This window comes from Paenibacillus sp. P5_B5 (assembly GCF_056400365.1).
Window position 1 is genome coordinate 59,631 of record NZ_JBFULK010000004.1, and the last position, 16,959, is coordinate 76,589.

Below are 16,959 nucleotides of genomic sequence, written 5' to 3' on the forward strand. Positions count from 1 at the left end.
TGTTACAATGAATTTAATGTCGAATTCTTATAGAAGGTGATTTAACGATGAAGAAAAGAAGACTAGCACGTGCGCAACTTGATTACATGGCAGTTAAGGAGCATTTTTTATTAACTAGTAAGCAAGCAGATATCAAATTAGATGAGCTAAGAGAGTCTGATGTTGAGATCGGTCAGAAGGAAATGGAAGACGTACTTACTCGAAGTGGACTTCATAAAGCTTTTAATGAATTGATTCATGCTGAGAATATTCTAATTGAATGGTCACATACTTCAATTAAGAACACACCTGAATACAAAGCGGATCGTGAAGGTTATGAGAACCTATATCGTAAAGTGAAGAATGATCCTGAAGGTAGAAAAACGATTATTGAGATGGCCATGAATCTTGAACTCGATTAGTAACAATATAGAGAGCTGACACTAAATTAGTGTCAGCTTTTTATTTTATACAGCATGTATATCGGATGAGCTCATAGAAGTTCATGAAATTCGGCAATATTGACAGATATTGATCAGCATAGGCAAGACGTTGAATTGAAATAGTAATAAGACAGAACGTCGTAAGGGGGTGTGGAAGTGACTCGGGTTGGAATTGCCTTAGGAGGAGGAGGTATAGCTGGGTGCGCTCATCTTGGGGTTCTGATGGCCTTAGAAGAAGCAGGTATTACGTTTCATTGTATTACTGGAACCAGCTCTGGTGGATTAGTCGCTGCACTTTATGCCAGTGGTTATACCACCGATCAGATCATTCAGATGGTCCCTGAACTTACAAAGAAATATATGGATTACGATTATCGATCCTTTATTAGTAAGCTTTTGTGGAGTCGGCAGAAACATCAGAGCATCATTAAAGGAAAGAAATTCAGAGATTTTCTGGGTGTCAAAATAAAAGAAAAAAACATGAAGGATTTAATATTGCCTGTCGCGCTAATAGCTACAGATTTAAAGACAGCTAAGAAAGTCATTTTTACTTCAAAGCCTTTAGTAATGAATTCAGATGAACATGAGGAGCTCTCGGATGTCTCGATTATAGATGCTGTTCTAGCTAGCTGTGCCATTCCAGCGATATTCCCACCTATAGAATTAGGCGAACGAATTTTAGTAGATGGAGGAATAATTGATAATTGTCCTTCCGTATATGCTAGAGCTCTAGGTGCTGATAAAATAATTGCCGTTGATTTATGTACATTTACTAAGGTAGGTTCACCAATGAATTCCTTATTATCCATTTTTAATCGATCATTGAATGTCTTCTTAGTCCATCAAGCCAAAAGTTTACACAACCATACGGATGTTCTACTAAGTCCAGATGTATCCGATGTGGGTTCCTTAGCGTTCGACAAAACTTCAAGCTGTATTGAGTTAGGTTACCAATATACGAAGAACCGAATGGGCGAAATCGAGGCTGCGTTGGAATTAACACCTGATACAAACTTTGAACCTGTCATTATTTAATTTATTTAGTAAAGGAGAATGAACAAATGGCTAAGAAATTTAAAAATAACAAAGGTAATAAATTCGCTCACGATACTGAATTCGCCGATGAAGTTTTAGCTAAGAATGTCAAACATACTGCAAGTCAGGATCCTAGAGAACGTGCTGCTAGAAAATAGTTGATGGGTTGATGCTTAATAAAATCACTTGATTTTTAATGATTCCTAAATTATAATAATTATAAATAAGGGAAAGGTTTCATTTACACTTCCTGGATCATATTGTATAATTATCTTAAGTTTACTTAATGCAAAATAGTTGGTTAAAGTAAAAAAATGATAATCGTTATCACTAAAAGTGCTGTTCCTTTAATTAGGAGCAGCATATCGCATTTTAAGGGCATTAATAATGATTGTTATTATCAATTATCATATTTTAAGGAGGATAAGCACAATGCTAACATCAACATCACAGGGTCAAATAAAGGAACAATCTAATGAGAAACAACAGAAACAACAGAAAGAACGTACTTTAACAATTAGAAAATGGATCGTACAGAATAGACAACTCACAGCTGCGATCGTTTGTGGTCTATTACTGGCAGGGGGATGGCTTGCTTCAAGCTGGTTAGAAGTGTTGTCGATCATCCTCTATTTGGTCGCATTCGTTGTCGGAGGATTTGTGCAGGCAAAAGAAGGGGTTAAGACTCTTATTCATGATAAAGATATCGATGTGAATCTATTAATGATCCTAGCAGCGATTGGAGCTGCAAGCATAGGTTACTGGGCAGAGGGTGCTGTGCTCATATTTATTTTCTCTTTAAGCGGCGCACTTGAAACCTATACGATGCAGCGAAGCTCTCGAGATATTTCGGCTTTAATGGATATGAAACCTGAAACTGCAACTTTAGTTACTGGAGGCAAAGAAACAGTCGTTCGAATTGAAGAGCTCCAGGTTGGCAACATCGTTGTAGTAAAGCCAGGCGAACGTATTCCTGCAGACGGTGAGATTAATAAGGGAACTAGTTCTGTCAATCAGGCGTCTATTACAGGTGAGTCAGTTCCAGTAGATAAGTCAACTGGGGATGAAGTTTACGCAGGAACGATTAATGGTCACGGCGCACTTTTCATTGAAGTAACGAAGACTAGTGAATCCTCCTTATTTGCCAAAATTATTCGACTTGTACAAGAAGCACAGGATGAAAAGCCTGTATCTCAGCTGTTCATTGAGAGATTTGAGCGAATCTATGCTAAGGCTATTATTATCATTACAGTCTTGTTATTGTTTGCACTTCATTATTTACTAGGCTGGACATGGACAGATACATTCTATAAAGCAATGGTATTTCTAGTTGTCGCTTCACCCTGTGCGCTTGTTGCTGCGATTATGCCAGCTACATTATCCGCTATTTCCAATAGTGCACGCAAAGGTCTGTTATTTAAAGGTGGGGCTTATATCGAATTACTCGCTAAAACCAAAGTAATTGCTTTTGATAAAACAGGCACATTAACTACGGGTCGTCCCACAGTAACAGATTTATATGCATTCCAAGGTTATTCGAAGCAGAGCATGCTTGAGATAGCTGCTTGCGTTGAAAGCTTATCTGAGCATCCCTTAGCTAAAGCCATTGTGAATAAAGCACAGGAGGAAGGTCTAACTATTGATCATCCTGCAGAGCTACAGGCACTTGTAGGATGGGGCGTACAGGCCAAATACCGCGATGAGACTTGGACGATTGGTAAGAGTACACTCGCAGATGATTTGTTAGGGAATGAAGAAATTTTTGAGCAGGTATCCAGATTGCAAGAGCAAGGGAAAACGGTCGTCATTGTACGTAACTCATGGGGCATTGCAGGCGTAATTGCACTCCAGGATCGATTGCGCGAACAAGCCAAAATCACAGTTGCAAAGCTTAGGAGTCTAGGTATCGAGGTTGCTATGCTTACAGGAGATGGGGAGAAGACTGCTAAATCGATCGCCGAAGAGGCTGGAATTAAACTAGTTTATTCCGAGTTACTACCAGAAGATAAACTGCGTATTATCAGCGAACTCAGAGGGAAATACGGCAATGTAGTGATGGTTGGAGATGGGGTTAATGATGCGCCAGCCCTCGCTTCGGCTACGATTGGTATTGCAATGGGTGGCGCTGGAAGTGATGCTGCGCTTGAGACAGCAGACTTGGTGCTAATGAATGATGATATTGAACGAATTGTTAGTGCGATCCATCTAGGTAAACGAACCAACCGGATTGTAAAACAGAATATTGCCTTCGCTTTACTAGTTATTATTGGGCTCATTCTGACTAATTTTGTTCAAGGTATTCCGCTGCCGCTTGGAGTTGTAGGACATGAGGGGAGTACAATTCTCGTTATTCTGAATGGACTCAGATTGTTAAGATGAGTACTAATTCATAGTCCTTTGAAAGCTAGTTATGTTATAATTTTCTAGCTTTATAACGAACGTTACTATACTGGTTTATTGTAACTTACAACTAGAACTTACATCAGGGGGCGCCATGTATATGAGAATAAAACTATCTATTAATCGAAAGCTTCATGCAGTAATTGTATTAAATGCTATTTTTATCGTCGTTATTATAGCCTTTTCATATTTTCAATTACAGAAAGCAGAGGGTACTTATGATGATCTAGTTGATCATAGTGGGCATATCCTAGTAGATATTACAAGATTAGAAACATTGAGCGCTCAGCAAAGCTCAGCGATTCGAGGCTATTTATTGACGAGAGAACCTGAGATGTTCAATAGCCTCGAATCTTCATCGGCTAAACTGAAACAATTAATTGATAGATTGAATCAAACGATAACTAATAGTGAACAACTAGGACGGTTAAAACAACTGTCCGTACATAATAGTAAGCTGAACGAGCTGTTTGATCAGCAGATTGAACTCGTTAATGCGAATAAGCTAGAAGCAGCGATTCGACTAAATAATACTGAAGTGTCTGGCTTAGTAAAGCAAATAAAATTACTAAGTCAAGAGCTTGCAGTTAATCAACAAAGCTTAATTGATGCTGAACATCTAAAGGCTGGAGAACAATTGGATCAAATGATCATCACTGCTGTGATAACTGGCATTATAGCTATCGTGCTTTCTATGACAATTGGCAGCTATATTTCAATTCGTATTTCTCGACGAATCGTTTCATTAACTGCACGCACAAAACGAATTGCTGACGGTGATTTAACCGGAGCTTCTTTGTATTATCATTCAGGTGATGAGATGGAGGAATTAGCGGATTCTTTTTACCAAATGAATGACAATCTCAAGGAACTCATTGTCCAAATTGGAACCGGTTCTAGTCAAGTTGCTTCTTCAGCTTGTGAGCTACTTGCAGGTGGTTCAGAAGTTGCACAAGCTACGAAACAGGTTACTGATACGATTCAACAAATGTCTAGTGACTTAGGAAATATGGCGCAAGCTGGAGAAGAAAGTGCGAAGGGTATGGAAGGGATCGGAATAGAGTTCCAACATATTGTTGAATCAATTGGAATTGTAGCCGAAATGTCCACAGTTACTGCCGCTCAAGCAGAGCAAGGGAATACAGCTATTGTAAATGCAATTAATCAAATGGAAGTCATTCATGAATCTGTTGCTGTTTCATCCCAAATTGTAGAAATGCTAGATCAGAAATCTAGAGAAATTGAACAAATGATTGCGAATATCACGCAGTTTAGTTCCCAGACGGAGCTATTATCTCTGAATGCAGCAATTGAAGCTGCGCATGCAGGCGAACAGGGTAGAGGCTTTGCTGTAGTAGCCAATGAGATCAAAAAACTCGCAGAGCATTCTAAACTAACTTCACAACGAATAGTTGATCTTGTGCAGGATATTCGTATGGATACAGATAGAATTTCCAAAGGGATGCAGAATGAACGCCATGAAGTGAGGACTGGTGTTACGGTCATTCATGAAGCGAGTGAAGCTTTTAAGACCATCTTGACCTCCATTCAACACGTGACATCTCAGGCACAGGAAGTTTCAGCTTCGGCAGAAGAAATTGCAGCAGTGACAGAGGAAGTAGTTGCCTCGGTAGAGTCTATTTCAGGGATGACGAATACTTCGGCAACAAATTCAATTCACATCGCTGCAATTGCCCAGCAACAACTTGCTTCCATGCAGGAAATCACGAATTCAGCAACCTCCTTATCTGAATTAGCAACTGAATTGCAAGCTAAAACTAGTCGTTTTAAAGTATAAAATAATTATAATTTGTGCTATTGAATCAATTTCATGGTTTCAATGAGTTATGAAATTGATTCTATTTACAATTAATTCTAAATGGTGTAGACTGACTTTCATGCCTATATACTTCACACATAAATGTTTTATATGTAAAGGAGATTTTCGAAGTGACAGATCATCACATTAGGGGATTATTAGTTGACGAGTTTAGGGAAGTTTCGAAGCGTTCGGCAGCACTGTGGAGACAACAAATTAGTAACTCCTTCTCTCCTGCGCAATTTTATATTCTGGAGAGATTAAACTTTGCTGGTCCCCAAAAAGTGACTGACCTTGCAACAGCACTTCACATTACATCCGGAGCAATCACCGCTAGATCGGACAAATTAATTGAGGAAGGCTATGCGATTCGACATAGAGCGGAGGATGATAGAAGAGTTGTTTATTTAACCATTACGAGCAAAGGAACCAATAAACTACATGCGATTAGTGAACAGTGGGAATCTGTAGTTGATCGTTTCTTTATTGGATTTACAGATGAACAGATTGCTGATCAAATCAAGCTTTATAAGAAAGTTAAAGAGAATCTAAAGATGTTACAAGAGGAGTAGGAGAAAGTGGAACATTTAACACAGAAACGAAAAATATCCATTATGATTGCCATTATGGCAGCAATGTTTTTTGCAGCAATAAACCAAACGATTGTGGGTACTGCATTGCCAAGGATTATCGCGATTCTTGGAGGTATGGAATATTATACTTGGGTTATGACAATCTATATGCTTACCTCTACAATAGCTACTATTCTGGTAGGTAAGTTATCGGATATTTATGGAAGAAAGCCTTTTATTTTAGCAGGTATTGTAATTTTTATGATCGGTGCGTTTTTATGTGGATTGTCTAATGATATATTTCAGTTAATTACGTATCGAGGTATTCAAGGTATTGGTGCAGGGATAATTATGGCAACTGCATTTACGGCGATTGGTGATCTATTCTCACCTCGTGAACGGGGACGTTGGGCTGGGTTAATGAGCAGTGTATTCGCGCTCTCCAGTGTTATTGGGCCTGCTTTAGGCGGCTATATTGTTGATCATATGAATTGGCATTGGGTGTACTGGATTTTCTTGCCACTCGGTATTGTAGCTTTTCTTATGATTTTGATCTTGTTTCCTAAAGTTGAACGTAATAAGTCGGAATCGATTGACTACTTCGGTTCACTATTCTTGACCTTAACGATTGTACCCTTATTGCTTGCCTTCTCATGGGCTGGTTCCAAATACGCATGGGGTTCAAGTCAGATTCTCGGATTATTTGCTGCAACCATTGTAGCCTTATTAATTTTCTTATTTGTTGAAACGAAAGTGAAGACACCTGTGCTTCCACTATCCTTATTCAAGAATGGTATTGTTACGATATCGAATATCATCGGATTTATCCTTAATGCGGGTATGATGGGAGCGATCATGTATATGCCTTTCTTTACGCAGGGTGTACTAGGAATCTCGCCTACCTATTCTGGTTATATTACGATGCCCATGATGTTAAGTATGCTTGTAGCTAGTACATTGTCAGGTCAATATATGACGAAGACAGGCAAATACAAGAAGCTTGCCATATTTGGAATGCTCCTTCTGGTTGGCGGTATGGTGATGATGCACTATATGGATAATGTTACGATAGCGATTGCTAGTATGATCGTATTTGGACTTGGACTTGGTCCAGCAATGTCGGTATTCTCACTTGTCATTCAGAATGCCGTCTTGCCAACTCAGCTTGGAGTTGTAACGGCAAGTAACCAGTTGTTCCGTAACCTTGGGGGAACAATTGGTATTGCGATCATGGGTACACTCATGAATCATGGTATAAAGACTAGTTTGCAGGATCAGGTTACATCGGGTCAAGGTGTTGATCTAACCAAATTTGATCCAAGTGTCGCTGAGAAACTGGTTGCATTCCAGAACCCTCAGGTGCTACTCAACCAGCCCAAATTAGTGGAAACAATTAATCAAGCTCCATCGGAAATGAAAGACATATTACTTAAATTGGTTGATAATCTTAAAGATGCTTTGAGTCATTCACTTGGTCTTGTATTCTTATATGGAGCAGCGTTGTTGGTAGTTGGATTTATTCTTACTTTCTTCTTGAAAGAAATCCCACTACGTACAAGTGTCGGTAAACAACAAGCTGAACCGAAGGATAAGCATAAAGATTCGAAAGAGCAGAGTGTAACAGTCTAAATATAGTTAATAGTAGAAAATCAGCAGTTAGAGGATTACTCCTTGACTGCTGATTTTTTAGTGTTTATAGGACAACCAACCTTCTTTAACTGTTCAGGGTAACCATAAGTTCCGTGTTCACTTAAATCGAGACCTACAATTTCTTCTTCTTCTGTAACACGTAGACCGATTGTTTTCTTCAAGATATATAGGATGATAAAGGAGATAACGAAAGCATATGCACCTGATGTGGCAATTCCATAAATTTGAACCCACAATTGATCGAAGCTTCCTGTGTACAATAAACCGCCCTTACCAACGCCTACTTTGTCAGCAAGCTCTGTTGTTGCGAATAAACCAGTGGAAAGTGTTCCCCAAATACCTGCAATCCCGTGTACTGATAATGCGCATATTGGATCATCTATACGTAAACGATCGAACATCATGGAGCTGAAGAAAATAAGTAATCCTGCAATGAAGCCAATCACAATAGCCGCCCAAGGTTCCACGAAAGCACATGATGCTGTAATCGCTACTAATCCTGCGAGTGTACCGTTAAGGATCATCGGAATATCTGCTTTGCCCTTCCACATCCAGGAGATGATCAGTGTTGCTAATGTCCCGGCTCCAGTAGCTAGTTGTGTATTCATTGCGACGTATCCAAAAAAACCGTCTCCGACAGCCAGAGTGCTGCCTGCATTAAATCCGAACCATCCAACCCATAGAATGAGAACACCTAGTGAAGTGAACACTTGGTTATGTCCATGAATTTCATTTGCCGTACCGTTCTTGTTATATTTACCAATACGAGGCTTTAACAGAATTGTACCTGCAAGAGCTGCCATTGCACCTGTTAAGTGAACCACTGTTGAACCAGCGAAATCTTGCTTACCATGTTCACTCAACCAGCCGCCACCCCAAATCCAGTGTGCAATGACAGGGTAAATAACTGCAGTGAAGAGAATCGTGAAGATGACGTATATAGACATTTTTGCTCGTTCAGCAAAACCGCCCCAGGCAATAGATAATGAGACTGCTGCAAATGCCATTTGAAAGACGAAGAAAATGGTAGGAGGAAGTGAACTTGTAGTACCAGGATTAAATAAGAAGCTTCCCCATCCTATTAAGGAGTTACCATCTGGTCCAAAAATAATGCCATAACTGACAGCCCAGAAGATTAGTGAGCAAAGCCCAATCGTGAATACGGTCTTACCAGTGATGTGTCCAGCATTTTTCATTCTTGTCGAGCCTGTCTCAAGCATAATGAAGCCCGCTTGCATGAAAAGAACTAAGATAGCTGCGATCATCACCCATAGGGCATCAAGTCCAGTACTAACTTGTTTGATAGTTACGTCCTCTGCAGCAAATGCACTTGTAGGGAATAGTACGCCGAGAAGTGCAAGAGATGTACCAATTGAAAGAATGAATTTGCCGCAGCGATAATGGCTATTTTTCATGTTTCTCTCTCCTTTGTTGGAAGTAATGTTAGAATTAATAACATTTAGTTCCAGCTGTTTTCGTTAGTATAGGAGTCAGAAAAATCTAATTCAATAAAATGGTAAGAAAATGTCACATATAATTTATATTTATGTCAGATTATCTAACAATTTAATTCAATCAACAAATCATTACTGCCACATATTTGATAATTCGAACGTATATACTAAGGGCTAAATTGGATTTAGAATGACAGAAAGGTGGAATTCATATCGTGCAGAACGTAGAGCGCATGCGTGAATTAGTGGATGCTTCTATTCAAATTATTGATCATATGGAGGAAAGTGGAGCTACGGCAACACATGTGCAGCAGATTAAGCATGCTTTACAGCAACAAGCAGGTCAGCTATCCAATAGTGCAGGAGGATCTTTTACGCATTTAGAAAGTTCGATAGGAGAAATTGTTCAAATGGTTGAGCAATTGGAGGGACAAGCAAGGGAATCCTATAACGATGTTACTGGTAACGCAATAGAGCAATTTGAGATGAAATCACTTAACGATCAACTTCACGCATCACATGCGTATAATGAGAAAATTGATTACAAGAGTTTGAAGAAGGTTAGAAGTAACTTAGAGGAAGTCCGTTCGCTTGCTAATTCGTAGAGTTAATTAGGAATACAAAGAAAAGGCTATACCATCAATTAAGATAGAATAGCCTTTTTGTTACGTCCCAGGAGGATGTATATAAATGCCATACGTTTAGGGTAAGCTATGTTTTGGAACTGCGCTAAGCCAAGCATCCATGAAAAAGGTGATCATAAATGCCTAAATCCGATATAAACGGATACAGCATGCATTATATAGATCGAGGAGAAGGAACAGCGATCATATTCATTCATCCTCCAGTTTTGACAAGCCTGAATTTTAAATATCAGATCGAGAATTTGTCGATGAAATTTCGAACAATTGCTTTTGATATCCGAGGACATGGTCAAAGTGAACCTTCCAAGAAAGAGGTTACCTATCCGTTAATTGTCGATGATATCAAGTTGTTGATGGATCGATTGGAAATCAAAAAGGCATTTTTGTGCGGATATTCAACAGGCGGATCAGTTGTGCTCGAGTTTTTGTTAACCTATCCCGAAAGGGCATTGGGTGGTATTGTGATCGGTGGGATGTCAGAAGCAAGTGATTGGAAGTTACGGAGCAAAATATTGCTTGGACGTATTTTCTCCAAAATCGGTGCAATTCGAACAGTCGCACTCCCCGTTGCCTGGGGACAAGCAAACACGAAGTTGTCTTTGGTTCGGCTATTATTTAACGACGCCAAAAAAAGCAACGCCAAAAACGTTGAACAGTATTATCAATATAGTTTGGTATATAACTGTACAGAACAATTGGGAAATATAGAACATCCAGTCCTACTTGTCTACGGAGAGAAGGATAAAGGATTTCATCCATATGCTAGACTGCTGCAAGAGCGATTGCCTAAGAGCGAGCTCATTTTTATCAAAAACACTAAACACCAAGTACCTACAAAAGCAGCGGGCAAATTGAATGAACTGATCCAACACTTCATTCATAACTGCGGCCATTAAATAAAAGAACTTTTTTGAATTATATCGTTTTCAAACGTAGTCTAAAGAACTAATATAGAAATAAAATAACGCCATAAACCCCTATGTATCAAGGTTTACAGCGTTTTTATCATTTGTTTAAACTTATTCGAAAATGATCAAGGTACGTCCCAGGAGAGATTCGAACTCCCGACCCACGCCTTAGAAGGGCGTTGCTCTATCCAGCTGAGCTACTGGGACATGTAGTTAAATGTTGTTGCAAGCAACAGCTGCTTAACATTTGTTTTAAGAACAAGAGTTATAATATCACATCAAATTTGTATAAGTCAACCCATTAAGCGCTGGGAATTAATTGAATTCACAAGGCAGTTTTTTGCTATTCTTTCCAAAGTTCGATACACTTATCTTCATTGGCGAATCTAAAGTTGCAGGTTGCCAGTATTGTTTGAAGCGTGAGGTGGTTATAATTACGAATCGGAATCAGGATAATGTGGTTTTTATGCCACAGACAGTAGAGCACTATGAATCCCAATTAGCTTCTTATTTAAGTATGGAGCAATATGAACAGGCTGCTGAGCTTCTTCAGTTCTTACTCCACTATACGAGTGCTGATGTTGAGAGTCGCTTACAGTGGGAGCAGCTACTTTCTTGGCTACATATGATGTTTCCAGAGTTACTACATACAAGTAGTGGTTATGATGAGCAGACAGAGGATGAACTCCGCAAGCAGACACTTGATGATAAATGGAGTCAAAGTCCAGCTCATATTGCAGATTTGTTACACACACTTGATGTTGCCATTTCCCCTGAGAAGCAGCTAATTACATTAGAACAGCTCGCTTATCATGGCGGCTCTGAAGCGATTGAAGGTGTTCGAAATTGGTTGACGCATGAAGAGAAGCATCCTTTATTGCAATTTAAGGCGATGCAAACCTTGAAGCAGGCAGGCGATGAAAGGCAAGTCTGTATACCAAGGTCTGGTGAAATACTATGTTTAAGCCCGAATGATTTTCCATTAGACTTTGATGAAATACCATATGGAATCGAATCTATCTTCAATAAGATCAAAACAATTTGCGAATCATCAGATCCAATAATCGGTGAATTTGCGAGTCAAATGAAATGGGATGTTATTGCTACATCTTGTGGGACGCGCTTATACCAAGAAATGTCTGAGGTTGGCAGTCATGCGGAGGCTTCTGTATGGGCTAGCGCCTTTCATTCTCTGCTTGAAATGCATATTTTCGGGATAAGTGATGAGAAGCGAGTGCTACAGCTTTACGATATACCGATGAGTCAGTTAGATGAATGGCGTGCTAGATATGGGAAGTGCGGTATTTTTTTTAGCGTAAAAGAATTTATGCCATCAGAACTCTGATCACTGATTTTATTGATAAAACTTACCGTTTATTAACGCCTCCTTGTAATGCGGAGGTTATATGTTATAATATAGTGGTTATAATGGCGGATGTATGAAAAAATTTAATTTATCAACATTTCTTGCATGCCAATACGTGATTAATTAATGGACATTTTTGGAGGGGAAAGCATAAAATGAAAGCAAGTTGGGAAAAAATAGAGAAGAACGTCGGCGTTCTTCAAGTTGAAGTTGAAGCGGACCAAGTAGCGTCTGCACTAGACAAGGCATTCAAAAAAGTAGTAGCAAAAGTAAACGTACCTGGATTCCGTAAAGGAAAAGTACCTCGCGCTTTATTTGAGAAAAAATTTGGTGTAGAGAGCCTGTACCAGGATGCTTTGGATATTATTTTACCAGAAGTTTATGTACAAGCAGTTGAAGAAGCAGGAATTACGCCTGTAGATCGTCCTGATGTAGATGTTGAGCAATTCGCTAAAGGTCAAACGCTTAAATTCAAAGCGACTGTAACTGTTAAGCCTGAAGTTACACTTGGCGAATACAAAGGTCTTGAAGTTGAAGCAGCTGATTCAGCTGTAACTGCAGAAGAGATTGATGCTGAGCTTGTAAGATTGCAAGAGCGTCATGCTGAACTTGCTGTAGTTGAAGAAGGTAATGCACAAAACGGTGACGTTGTTGTAATTGACTTTGAAGGCTTCGTAAATGATGTTGCTTTCGAAGGTGGACAAGCAGAGAAGTATTCCCTTGAGCTTGGATCAAACTCCTTCATTCCAGGATTTGAAGAGCAAGTTGTAGGAATGGCTAAGGATGAAGAGAAAGATATTACAGTAACTTTCCCTGAAGACTACCAAGCTGAGAACTTGAAAGGTGCTTCTGCTGTATTTAAAGTGAAGCTTCATGACATTAAACGCAAAAACTTACCAGCACTTGATGATGAGTTTGCAAAAGATGTTAGTGAATTCGACACTCTTGAAGAATATAAAGCAGATATCCAAAAACGTCTGCAAGAAACAAAAGAAAAGGATGCTGAAATTAAAAAAGAGGCTGACGTTGTTGCTAAAGCAGCAGCTAATGCTGAAGTTGAAATTCCAGTAGCTATGGTTGAAACTGAGCTAGATGTTATGATGAAAGACTTCGAAAGACGCATTAGCTCACAAGGTTTGAACCTTGAACTTTACTACCAGTTCACTGGTCAAACAGAGAGCACTTTGAAGGATCAAATGAGAGAAGATGCTGAAAAGCGTGTTCGCAACAACTTGGTACTTGAAGCAATCTCAATCGCAGAAAACATCGAAGCTACTGAAGCTGATGTGAATGCAGAAATTGACCGTATGGCTGAGCAATTCAAGCGTACAGCTGAAGAAATTCGTTCGATTTTCGAAGCAAATGGTACACTTGATAACATGAAAGAAGATCTAAAATTAAAAGCAACTGTAGACTTCCTCATAAACAACATGAAGATTGCATAAACAACATGAAGATTGCATAAATAAGCATACAAGGCACGTAAGATTTACTAGCGTGCCTTTGCTTTACCCAAAAATCGGTGAATCAGTGCAAGTACCAAAATATGACTTCACACAGAAAACATGATACAATCAAAATGTAATTACTTGCAATACCGCTAAAAGGAGTTGGTCTGAAGTGAATCTTATACCTATGGTTGTAGAACAAGAGGCTCGCGGTGAAAGGTCCTATGACATTTATTCGCGCTTGCTTAAGGATCGCATTATTTTCATCGGTAGTCCGATTGATGATGATGTGGCTAACTTAGTAATTGCACAGTTGTTATTTTTACAAGCACAGGATTCCGAGAAGGATATATCTATATATATCAATTCTCCAGGTGGCTCTGTTACAGCGGGATACGCAATTTACGATACAATGCAATTCATTAAGCCTGACGTATCCACGATTTGTGTAGGTATGGCTGCAAGCATGGCTTCCATTCTGCTGACTGCAGGAGCTAAAGGAAAGCGGTTTTGTTTACCTAACAGTGAAGTGATGATTCATCAACCACTAGGCGGTGTAAGAGGTCAAGCGACTGACATCAAAATTCATGCGGAGTGGATTTTGAAGACGAAGGATAAAATAATCGATACGTATATAACACATACGGGTCAATCTTATGAGAAAATTGATAAGGATATTGATCGTGACAATTTTCTCTCAGCGGAAGAAGCCAAAGCCTATGGTTTGATCGATGAGGTTATCACTCGACAAGACCTGAAACAATAAGGAGTGATATAATGTTCAAGTTTAATGATGAAAAGGGACAATTAAAATGTTCTTTTTGTGGTAAATCACAAGAACAAGTTCGTAAACTTGTTGCTGGGCCTGGCGTCTATATTTGTGATGAATGTATCGAGCTTTGCACGGAGATTGTAGAGGAAGAGCTTGGGCATGATGAAGAGCTCGATCTCAAAGATGTACCAAAGCCGAAAGAAATTTGCGCTATTCTGGATCAGTATGTTATCGGACAGGAGAAAGCAAAGAAATCTCTAGCCGTTGCCGTATATAATCACTACAAACGTGTGAATTCCAAAAGTAAAATCGAAGATGTTGAGCTACAGAAAAGTAATATCCTACTCTTAGGTCCTACAGGTAGTGGTAAAACACTCTTAGCGCAAACTCTAGCTAAAATATTGAATGTTCCATTTGCAATTGCTGATGCGACGTCATTGACGGAAGCAGGTTATGTAGGTGAGGATGTTGAGAATATTCTTCTGAAGCTGATTCAAGCGGCAGACTATGATGTAGAGAAAGCGGAACGCGGAATTATTTATATTGATGAGATCGATAAGGTAGCTCGTAAATCCGAGAATCCATCGATCACAAGAGATGTATCTGGTGAAGGTGTTCAACAAGCTTTGCTCAAAATTCTTGAAGGCACGGTTGCATCTGTACCTCCTCAGGGTGGACGAAAGCATCCGCATCAAGAATTTATTCAAATCGACACTACGAACATTCTATTCGTCTGTGGTGGTGCATTTGATGGTCTTGAGCACATTATTAAACGCAGAATTGGTAAGAAAGTGATTGGCTTCTCAACAGACGGAATGAAGGTAGATCTGAAACCAGGCGAATACTTGTCTATGGTTTTACCAGAAGATCTATTGAAATTCGGTTTGATTCCGGAGTTTGTCGGTCGTTTACCAGTCATCTCGACTCTTGAGCCGCTTGATGAGTCAGCATTAGTACGGATTCTATCTGAACCTAAGAATGCACTTGTTAAGCAATATCAGAAGCTTCTTGAGATGGATAATGTTGCGCTTGAGTTTAATCAAGAAGCACTTGAAGCTATCGCTAAAGAAGCGATTAAGCGTAACACTGGAGCGCGTGGACTTCGTGCCATTATTGAGAGTATCATGCTTGATGTAATGTACGATGTGCCATCAAGAACAGATGTGTCGACTTGTACAGTGACACAAGATGTTGTTCAGAATAAAATATCTCCTGTGCTTAAGGGCAAAGAAGATAAGCCATCTAAGAAAAAAGAAGAGAGTGCATAGATTAGATGATCATACAGCCTCCAATCTGAAATCCATTGTGCAATGATGGTTTTAGAGCGGAGGATGTTTCTAATTCGGGGGTAATTATTATGTTTCATCGTAAAGATACTAGAGCTGTTCAAGTAGGTAATGTGACGATTGGTGGAAGTAATGAGGTCATCATGCAAAGCATGTGTACGACCAAAACAGCTGATGTCAAAGCGACAGTAGCAGAAATACATCGGCTTGAGGAAGCGGGTTGTCAGATTGTACGTGTAACGGTGAATAATCAAGAAGCTGCTGATGCAATTAAAGAAATTAAGAAGCAGATTCATATTCCACTCGTATCTGACATTCATTTTGACCACCGTTTAGCACTTGCTGCAATTGCGAATGGTATTGATAAAGTACGGATTAATCCAGGTAACATCGGTAAGCGTGAACGAGTCGAAGAGGTTGTGCGTGCTTGTAAGGAGCGCGGAGTACCAATTCGCATAGGAGTTAATGCGGGCTCCTTAGAGAAACACTTACTAGATAAATATGGTTATCCGACTCCTGAAGCAATGGTCGAAAGTGCCCTATTCCACATTGGTATATTAGAAGAGCTCGATTTCCAGGATATTATCGTCTCACTTAAAGCATCTAATGTGCCAATGGCGATTGCTGCATATACGCAGGCTGCTGAAGCATTCAATTATCCACTTCACCTTGGTATTACGGAGGCAGGTACATTATTCTCTGGTACTGTGAAGAGTGCAGCAGGGCTTGGTGTTATGCTGAATATGGGCATCGGCTCAACAGTTCGTATTTCACTTAGCGCAGATCCAGTAGAGGAGATCAAGGTTGCACGTGAACTGCTCAAGACCTTTGGGCTAATTACTAATGCAGCTACTTTGGTATCATGTCCTACATGCGGTAGACTTGATTTTGATTTATTCACCGTTGCTAACGAAGTAGAGGAATATATTTCAAAAATTAAGGTACCAATTAAGGTTTCAGTTCTTGGTTGCGCGGTTAATGGTCCTGGTGAAGCACGTGAGTCTGATATTGGTATTGCGGGTGGACGTGGAGAGGGACTGTTATTCCGGCATGGTGAAGTCGTTCGTAAAGTACCAGAAGCAGAACTACTGGGTGCACTTAAAGAAGAGATTGATAAAATTGTACGTGAGTATGAGGAAACAGGTGTTATTCCAGGTCGTAGGCACTAATTATCAATTATCCT

The 16,959-nt window shown here is 39.6% G+C and carries 15 protein-coding genes and 1 tRNA gene; 14 read left to right on the forward strand and 2 right to left on the reverse strand.

Features of this window, described 5'->3' with window-relative positions; genetic code table 11:
- The first annotated feature begins 47 nt into the window (after window positions 1-47).
- The 7 genes from AC1DOK_RS06760 to AC1DOK_RS06790 all read left to right on the forward strand — a co-directional run bounded on the left by AC1DOK_RS06760 (window position 48) and on the right by AC1DOK_RS06790 (window position 7,877).
- On the forward strand, window positions 48-401 hold the full coding sequence (locus AC1DOK_RS06760) for a hypothetical protein (protein WP_477553484.1): 354 nt from the start codon (window positions 48-50) through the stop codon (window positions 399-401).
- Between the two features lie 177 nt (window positions 402-578).
- Window positions 579-1,457, forward strand: coding sequence for a patatin-like phospholipase family protein (locus AC1DOK_RS06765; protein WP_477553485.1), 879 nt, complete (start codon window positions 579-581; stop codon window positions 1,455-1,457).
- Between the two features lie 26 nt (window positions 1,458-1,483).
- On the forward strand, window positions 1,484-1,615 hold the full coding sequence (locus AC1DOK_RS06770) for a hypothetical protein (RefSeq protein WP_477553486.1): 132 nt from the start codon (window positions 1,484-1,486) through the stop codon (window positions 1,613-1,615).
- Window positions 1,616-1,889: 274 nt separating this feature from the next.
- Complete coding sequence (locus tag AC1DOK_RS06775) at window positions 1,890-3,836, forward strand: heavy metal translocating P-type ATPase (protein ID WP_477553487.1); 1,947 nt, start codon at window positions 1,890-1,892, stop codon at window positions 3,834-3,836.
- Between the two features lie 121 nt (window positions 3,837-3,957).
- Window positions 3,958-5,655: a methyl-accepting chemotaxis protein gene (locus AC1DOK_RS06780; RefSeq protein ID WP_477553488.1), complete on the forward strand. Its 1,698-nt coding sequence runs from the start codon at window positions 3,958-3,960 to the stop codon at window positions 5,653-5,655.
- 152 nt (window positions 5,656-5,807) lie between these two features.
- Window positions 5,808-6,248 carry a MarR family winged helix-turn-helix transcriptional regulator gene (locus AC1DOK_RS06785; protein WP_477553489.1) on the forward strand — a complete coding sequence of 147 codons (441 nt, stop codon included), beginning with the start codon at window positions 5,808-5,810 and terminating at the stop codon, window positions 6,246-6,248.
- 6 nt (window positions 6,249-6,254) lie between these two features.
- Complete coding sequence (locus tag AC1DOK_RS06790) at window positions 6,255-7,877, forward strand: MDR family MFS transporter (protein ID WP_477553490.1); 1,623 nt, start codon at window positions 6,255-6,257, stop codon at window positions 7,875-7,877.
- A 35-nt stretch (window positions 7,878-7,912) separates the two neighbouring features.
- On the opposite strand, the gene AC1DOK_RS06795 is transcribed toward AC1DOK_RS06790, so the two are convergent.
- Entirely contained in the window at window positions 7,913-9,313 is a 1,401-nt protein-coding gene (locus AC1DOK_RS06795) for an ammonium transporter (RefSeq protein WP_477553491.1), read from the reverse strand.
- Between the two features lie 254 nt (window positions 9,314-9,567).
- On the opposite strand from AC1DOK_RS06795, the gene AC1DOK_RS06800 reads away from it, so the two are divergent.
- On the forward strand, window positions 9,568-9,957 hold the full coding sequence (locus tag AC1DOK_RS06800) for a hypothetical protein (protein ID WP_477553492.1): 390 nt from the start codon (window positions 9,568-9,570) through the stop codon (window positions 9,955-9,957).
- Between the two features lie 158 nt (window positions 9,958-10,115).
- The gene (locus tag AC1DOK_RS06805) at window positions 10,116-10,892 is read left to right on the forward strand and encodes an alpha/beta fold hydrolase (protein WP_477553493.1); all 777 of its coding nucleotides are present in this window, start codon (window positions 10,116-10,118) and stop codon (window positions 10,890-10,892) included.
- A 145-nt stretch (window positions 10,893-11,037) separates the two neighbouring features.
- On the opposite strand, the gene AC1DOK_RS06810 is transcribed toward AC1DOK_RS06805, so the two are convergent.
- Window positions 11,038-11,111: transfer RNA gene (locus tag AC1DOK_RS06810), tRNA-Arg, on the reverse strand.
- A 133-nt stretch (window positions 11,112-11,244) separates the two neighbouring features.
- Between AC1DOK_RS06810 and AC1DOK_RS06815 the strand changes: the two genes are divergently transcribed.
- From AC1DOK_RS06815 to ispG, 5 genes are all read left to right on the forward strand, one after another.
- Window positions 11,245-12,249, forward strand: a complete 1,005-nt coding sequence (locus tag AC1DOK_RS06815; RefSeq protein ID WP_477553494.1) for a hypothetical protein — start codon at window positions 11,245-11,247, stop codon at window positions 12,247-12,249.
- A gap of 176 nt (window positions 12,250-12,425) precedes the next feature.
- Window positions 12,426-13,715, forward strand: a complete 1,290-nt coding sequence (gene tig, locus AC1DOK_RS06820; RefSeq protein ID WP_477553495.1) for a trigger factor — start codon at window positions 12,426-12,428, stop codon at window positions 13,713-13,715.
- Window positions 13,716-13,890: 175 nt separating this feature from the next.
- Window positions 13,891-14,484, forward strand: a complete 594-nt coding sequence (clpP, locus tag AC1DOK_RS06825; RefSeq protein ID WP_477553496.1) for an ATP-dependent Clp endopeptidase proteolytic subunit ClpP — start codon at window positions 13,891-13,893, stop codon at window positions 14,482-14,484.
- Between the two features lie 11 nt (window positions 14,485-14,495).
- Window positions 14,496-15,758, forward strand: coding sequence for an ATP-dependent protease ATP-binding subunit ClpX (gene clpX, locus AC1DOK_RS06830; protein ID WP_477553497.1), 1,263 nt, complete (start codon window positions 14,496-14,498; stop codon window positions 15,756-15,758).
- An 89-nt stretch (window positions 15,759-15,847) separates the two neighbouring features.
- Window positions 15,848-16,945, forward strand: a complete 1,098-nt coding sequence (ispG, locus tag AC1DOK_RS06835; RefSeq protein ID WP_477553498.1) for a flavodoxin-dependent (E)-4-hydroxy-3-methylbut-2-enyl-diphosphate synthase — start codon at window positions 15,848-15,850, stop codon at window positions 16,943-16,945.
- Window positions 16,946-16,959: the final 14 nt, after the last annotated feature.

Coding starts and splice junctions, on each gene's coding strand:
- AC1DOK_RS06760 (WP_477553484.1), top strand. CDS start 48: ATGAAGAAAAGAAGACTAGCACGTGCGCAACTTGATTACATGGCAGTT.
- AC1DOK_RS06770 (WP_477553486.1), top strand. CDS start 1,484: ATGGCTAAGAAATTTAAAAATAACAAAGGTAATAAATTCGCTCACGAT.
- AC1DOK_RS06775 (WP_477553487.1), top strand. CDS start 1,890: ATGCTAACATCAACATCACAGGGTCAAATAAAGGAACAATCTAATGAG.
- AC1DOK_RS06780 (WP_477553488.1), top strand. CDS start 3,958: ATGAGAATAAAACTATCTATTAATCGAAAGCTTCATGCAGTAATTGTA.
- AC1DOK_RS06795 (WP_477553491.1), bottom strand. CDS start 9,313: ATGAAAAATAGCCATTATCGCTGCGGCAAATTCATTCTTTCAATTGGT.
- AC1DOK_RS06805 (WP_477553493.1), top strand. CDS start 10,116: ATGCCTAAATCCGATATAAACGGATACAGCATGCATTATATAGATCGA.
- tig (WP_477553495.1), top strand. CDS start 12,426: ATGAAAGCAAGTTGGGAAAAAATAGAGAAGAACGTCGGCGTTCTTCAA.
- clpX (WP_477553497.1), top strand. CDS start 14,496: ATGTTCAAGTTTAATGATGAAAAGGGACAATTAAAATGTTCTTTTTGT.
- ispG (WP_477553498.1), top strand. CDS start 15,848: ATGTTTCATCGTAAAGATACTAGAGCTGTTCAAGTAGGTAATGTGACG.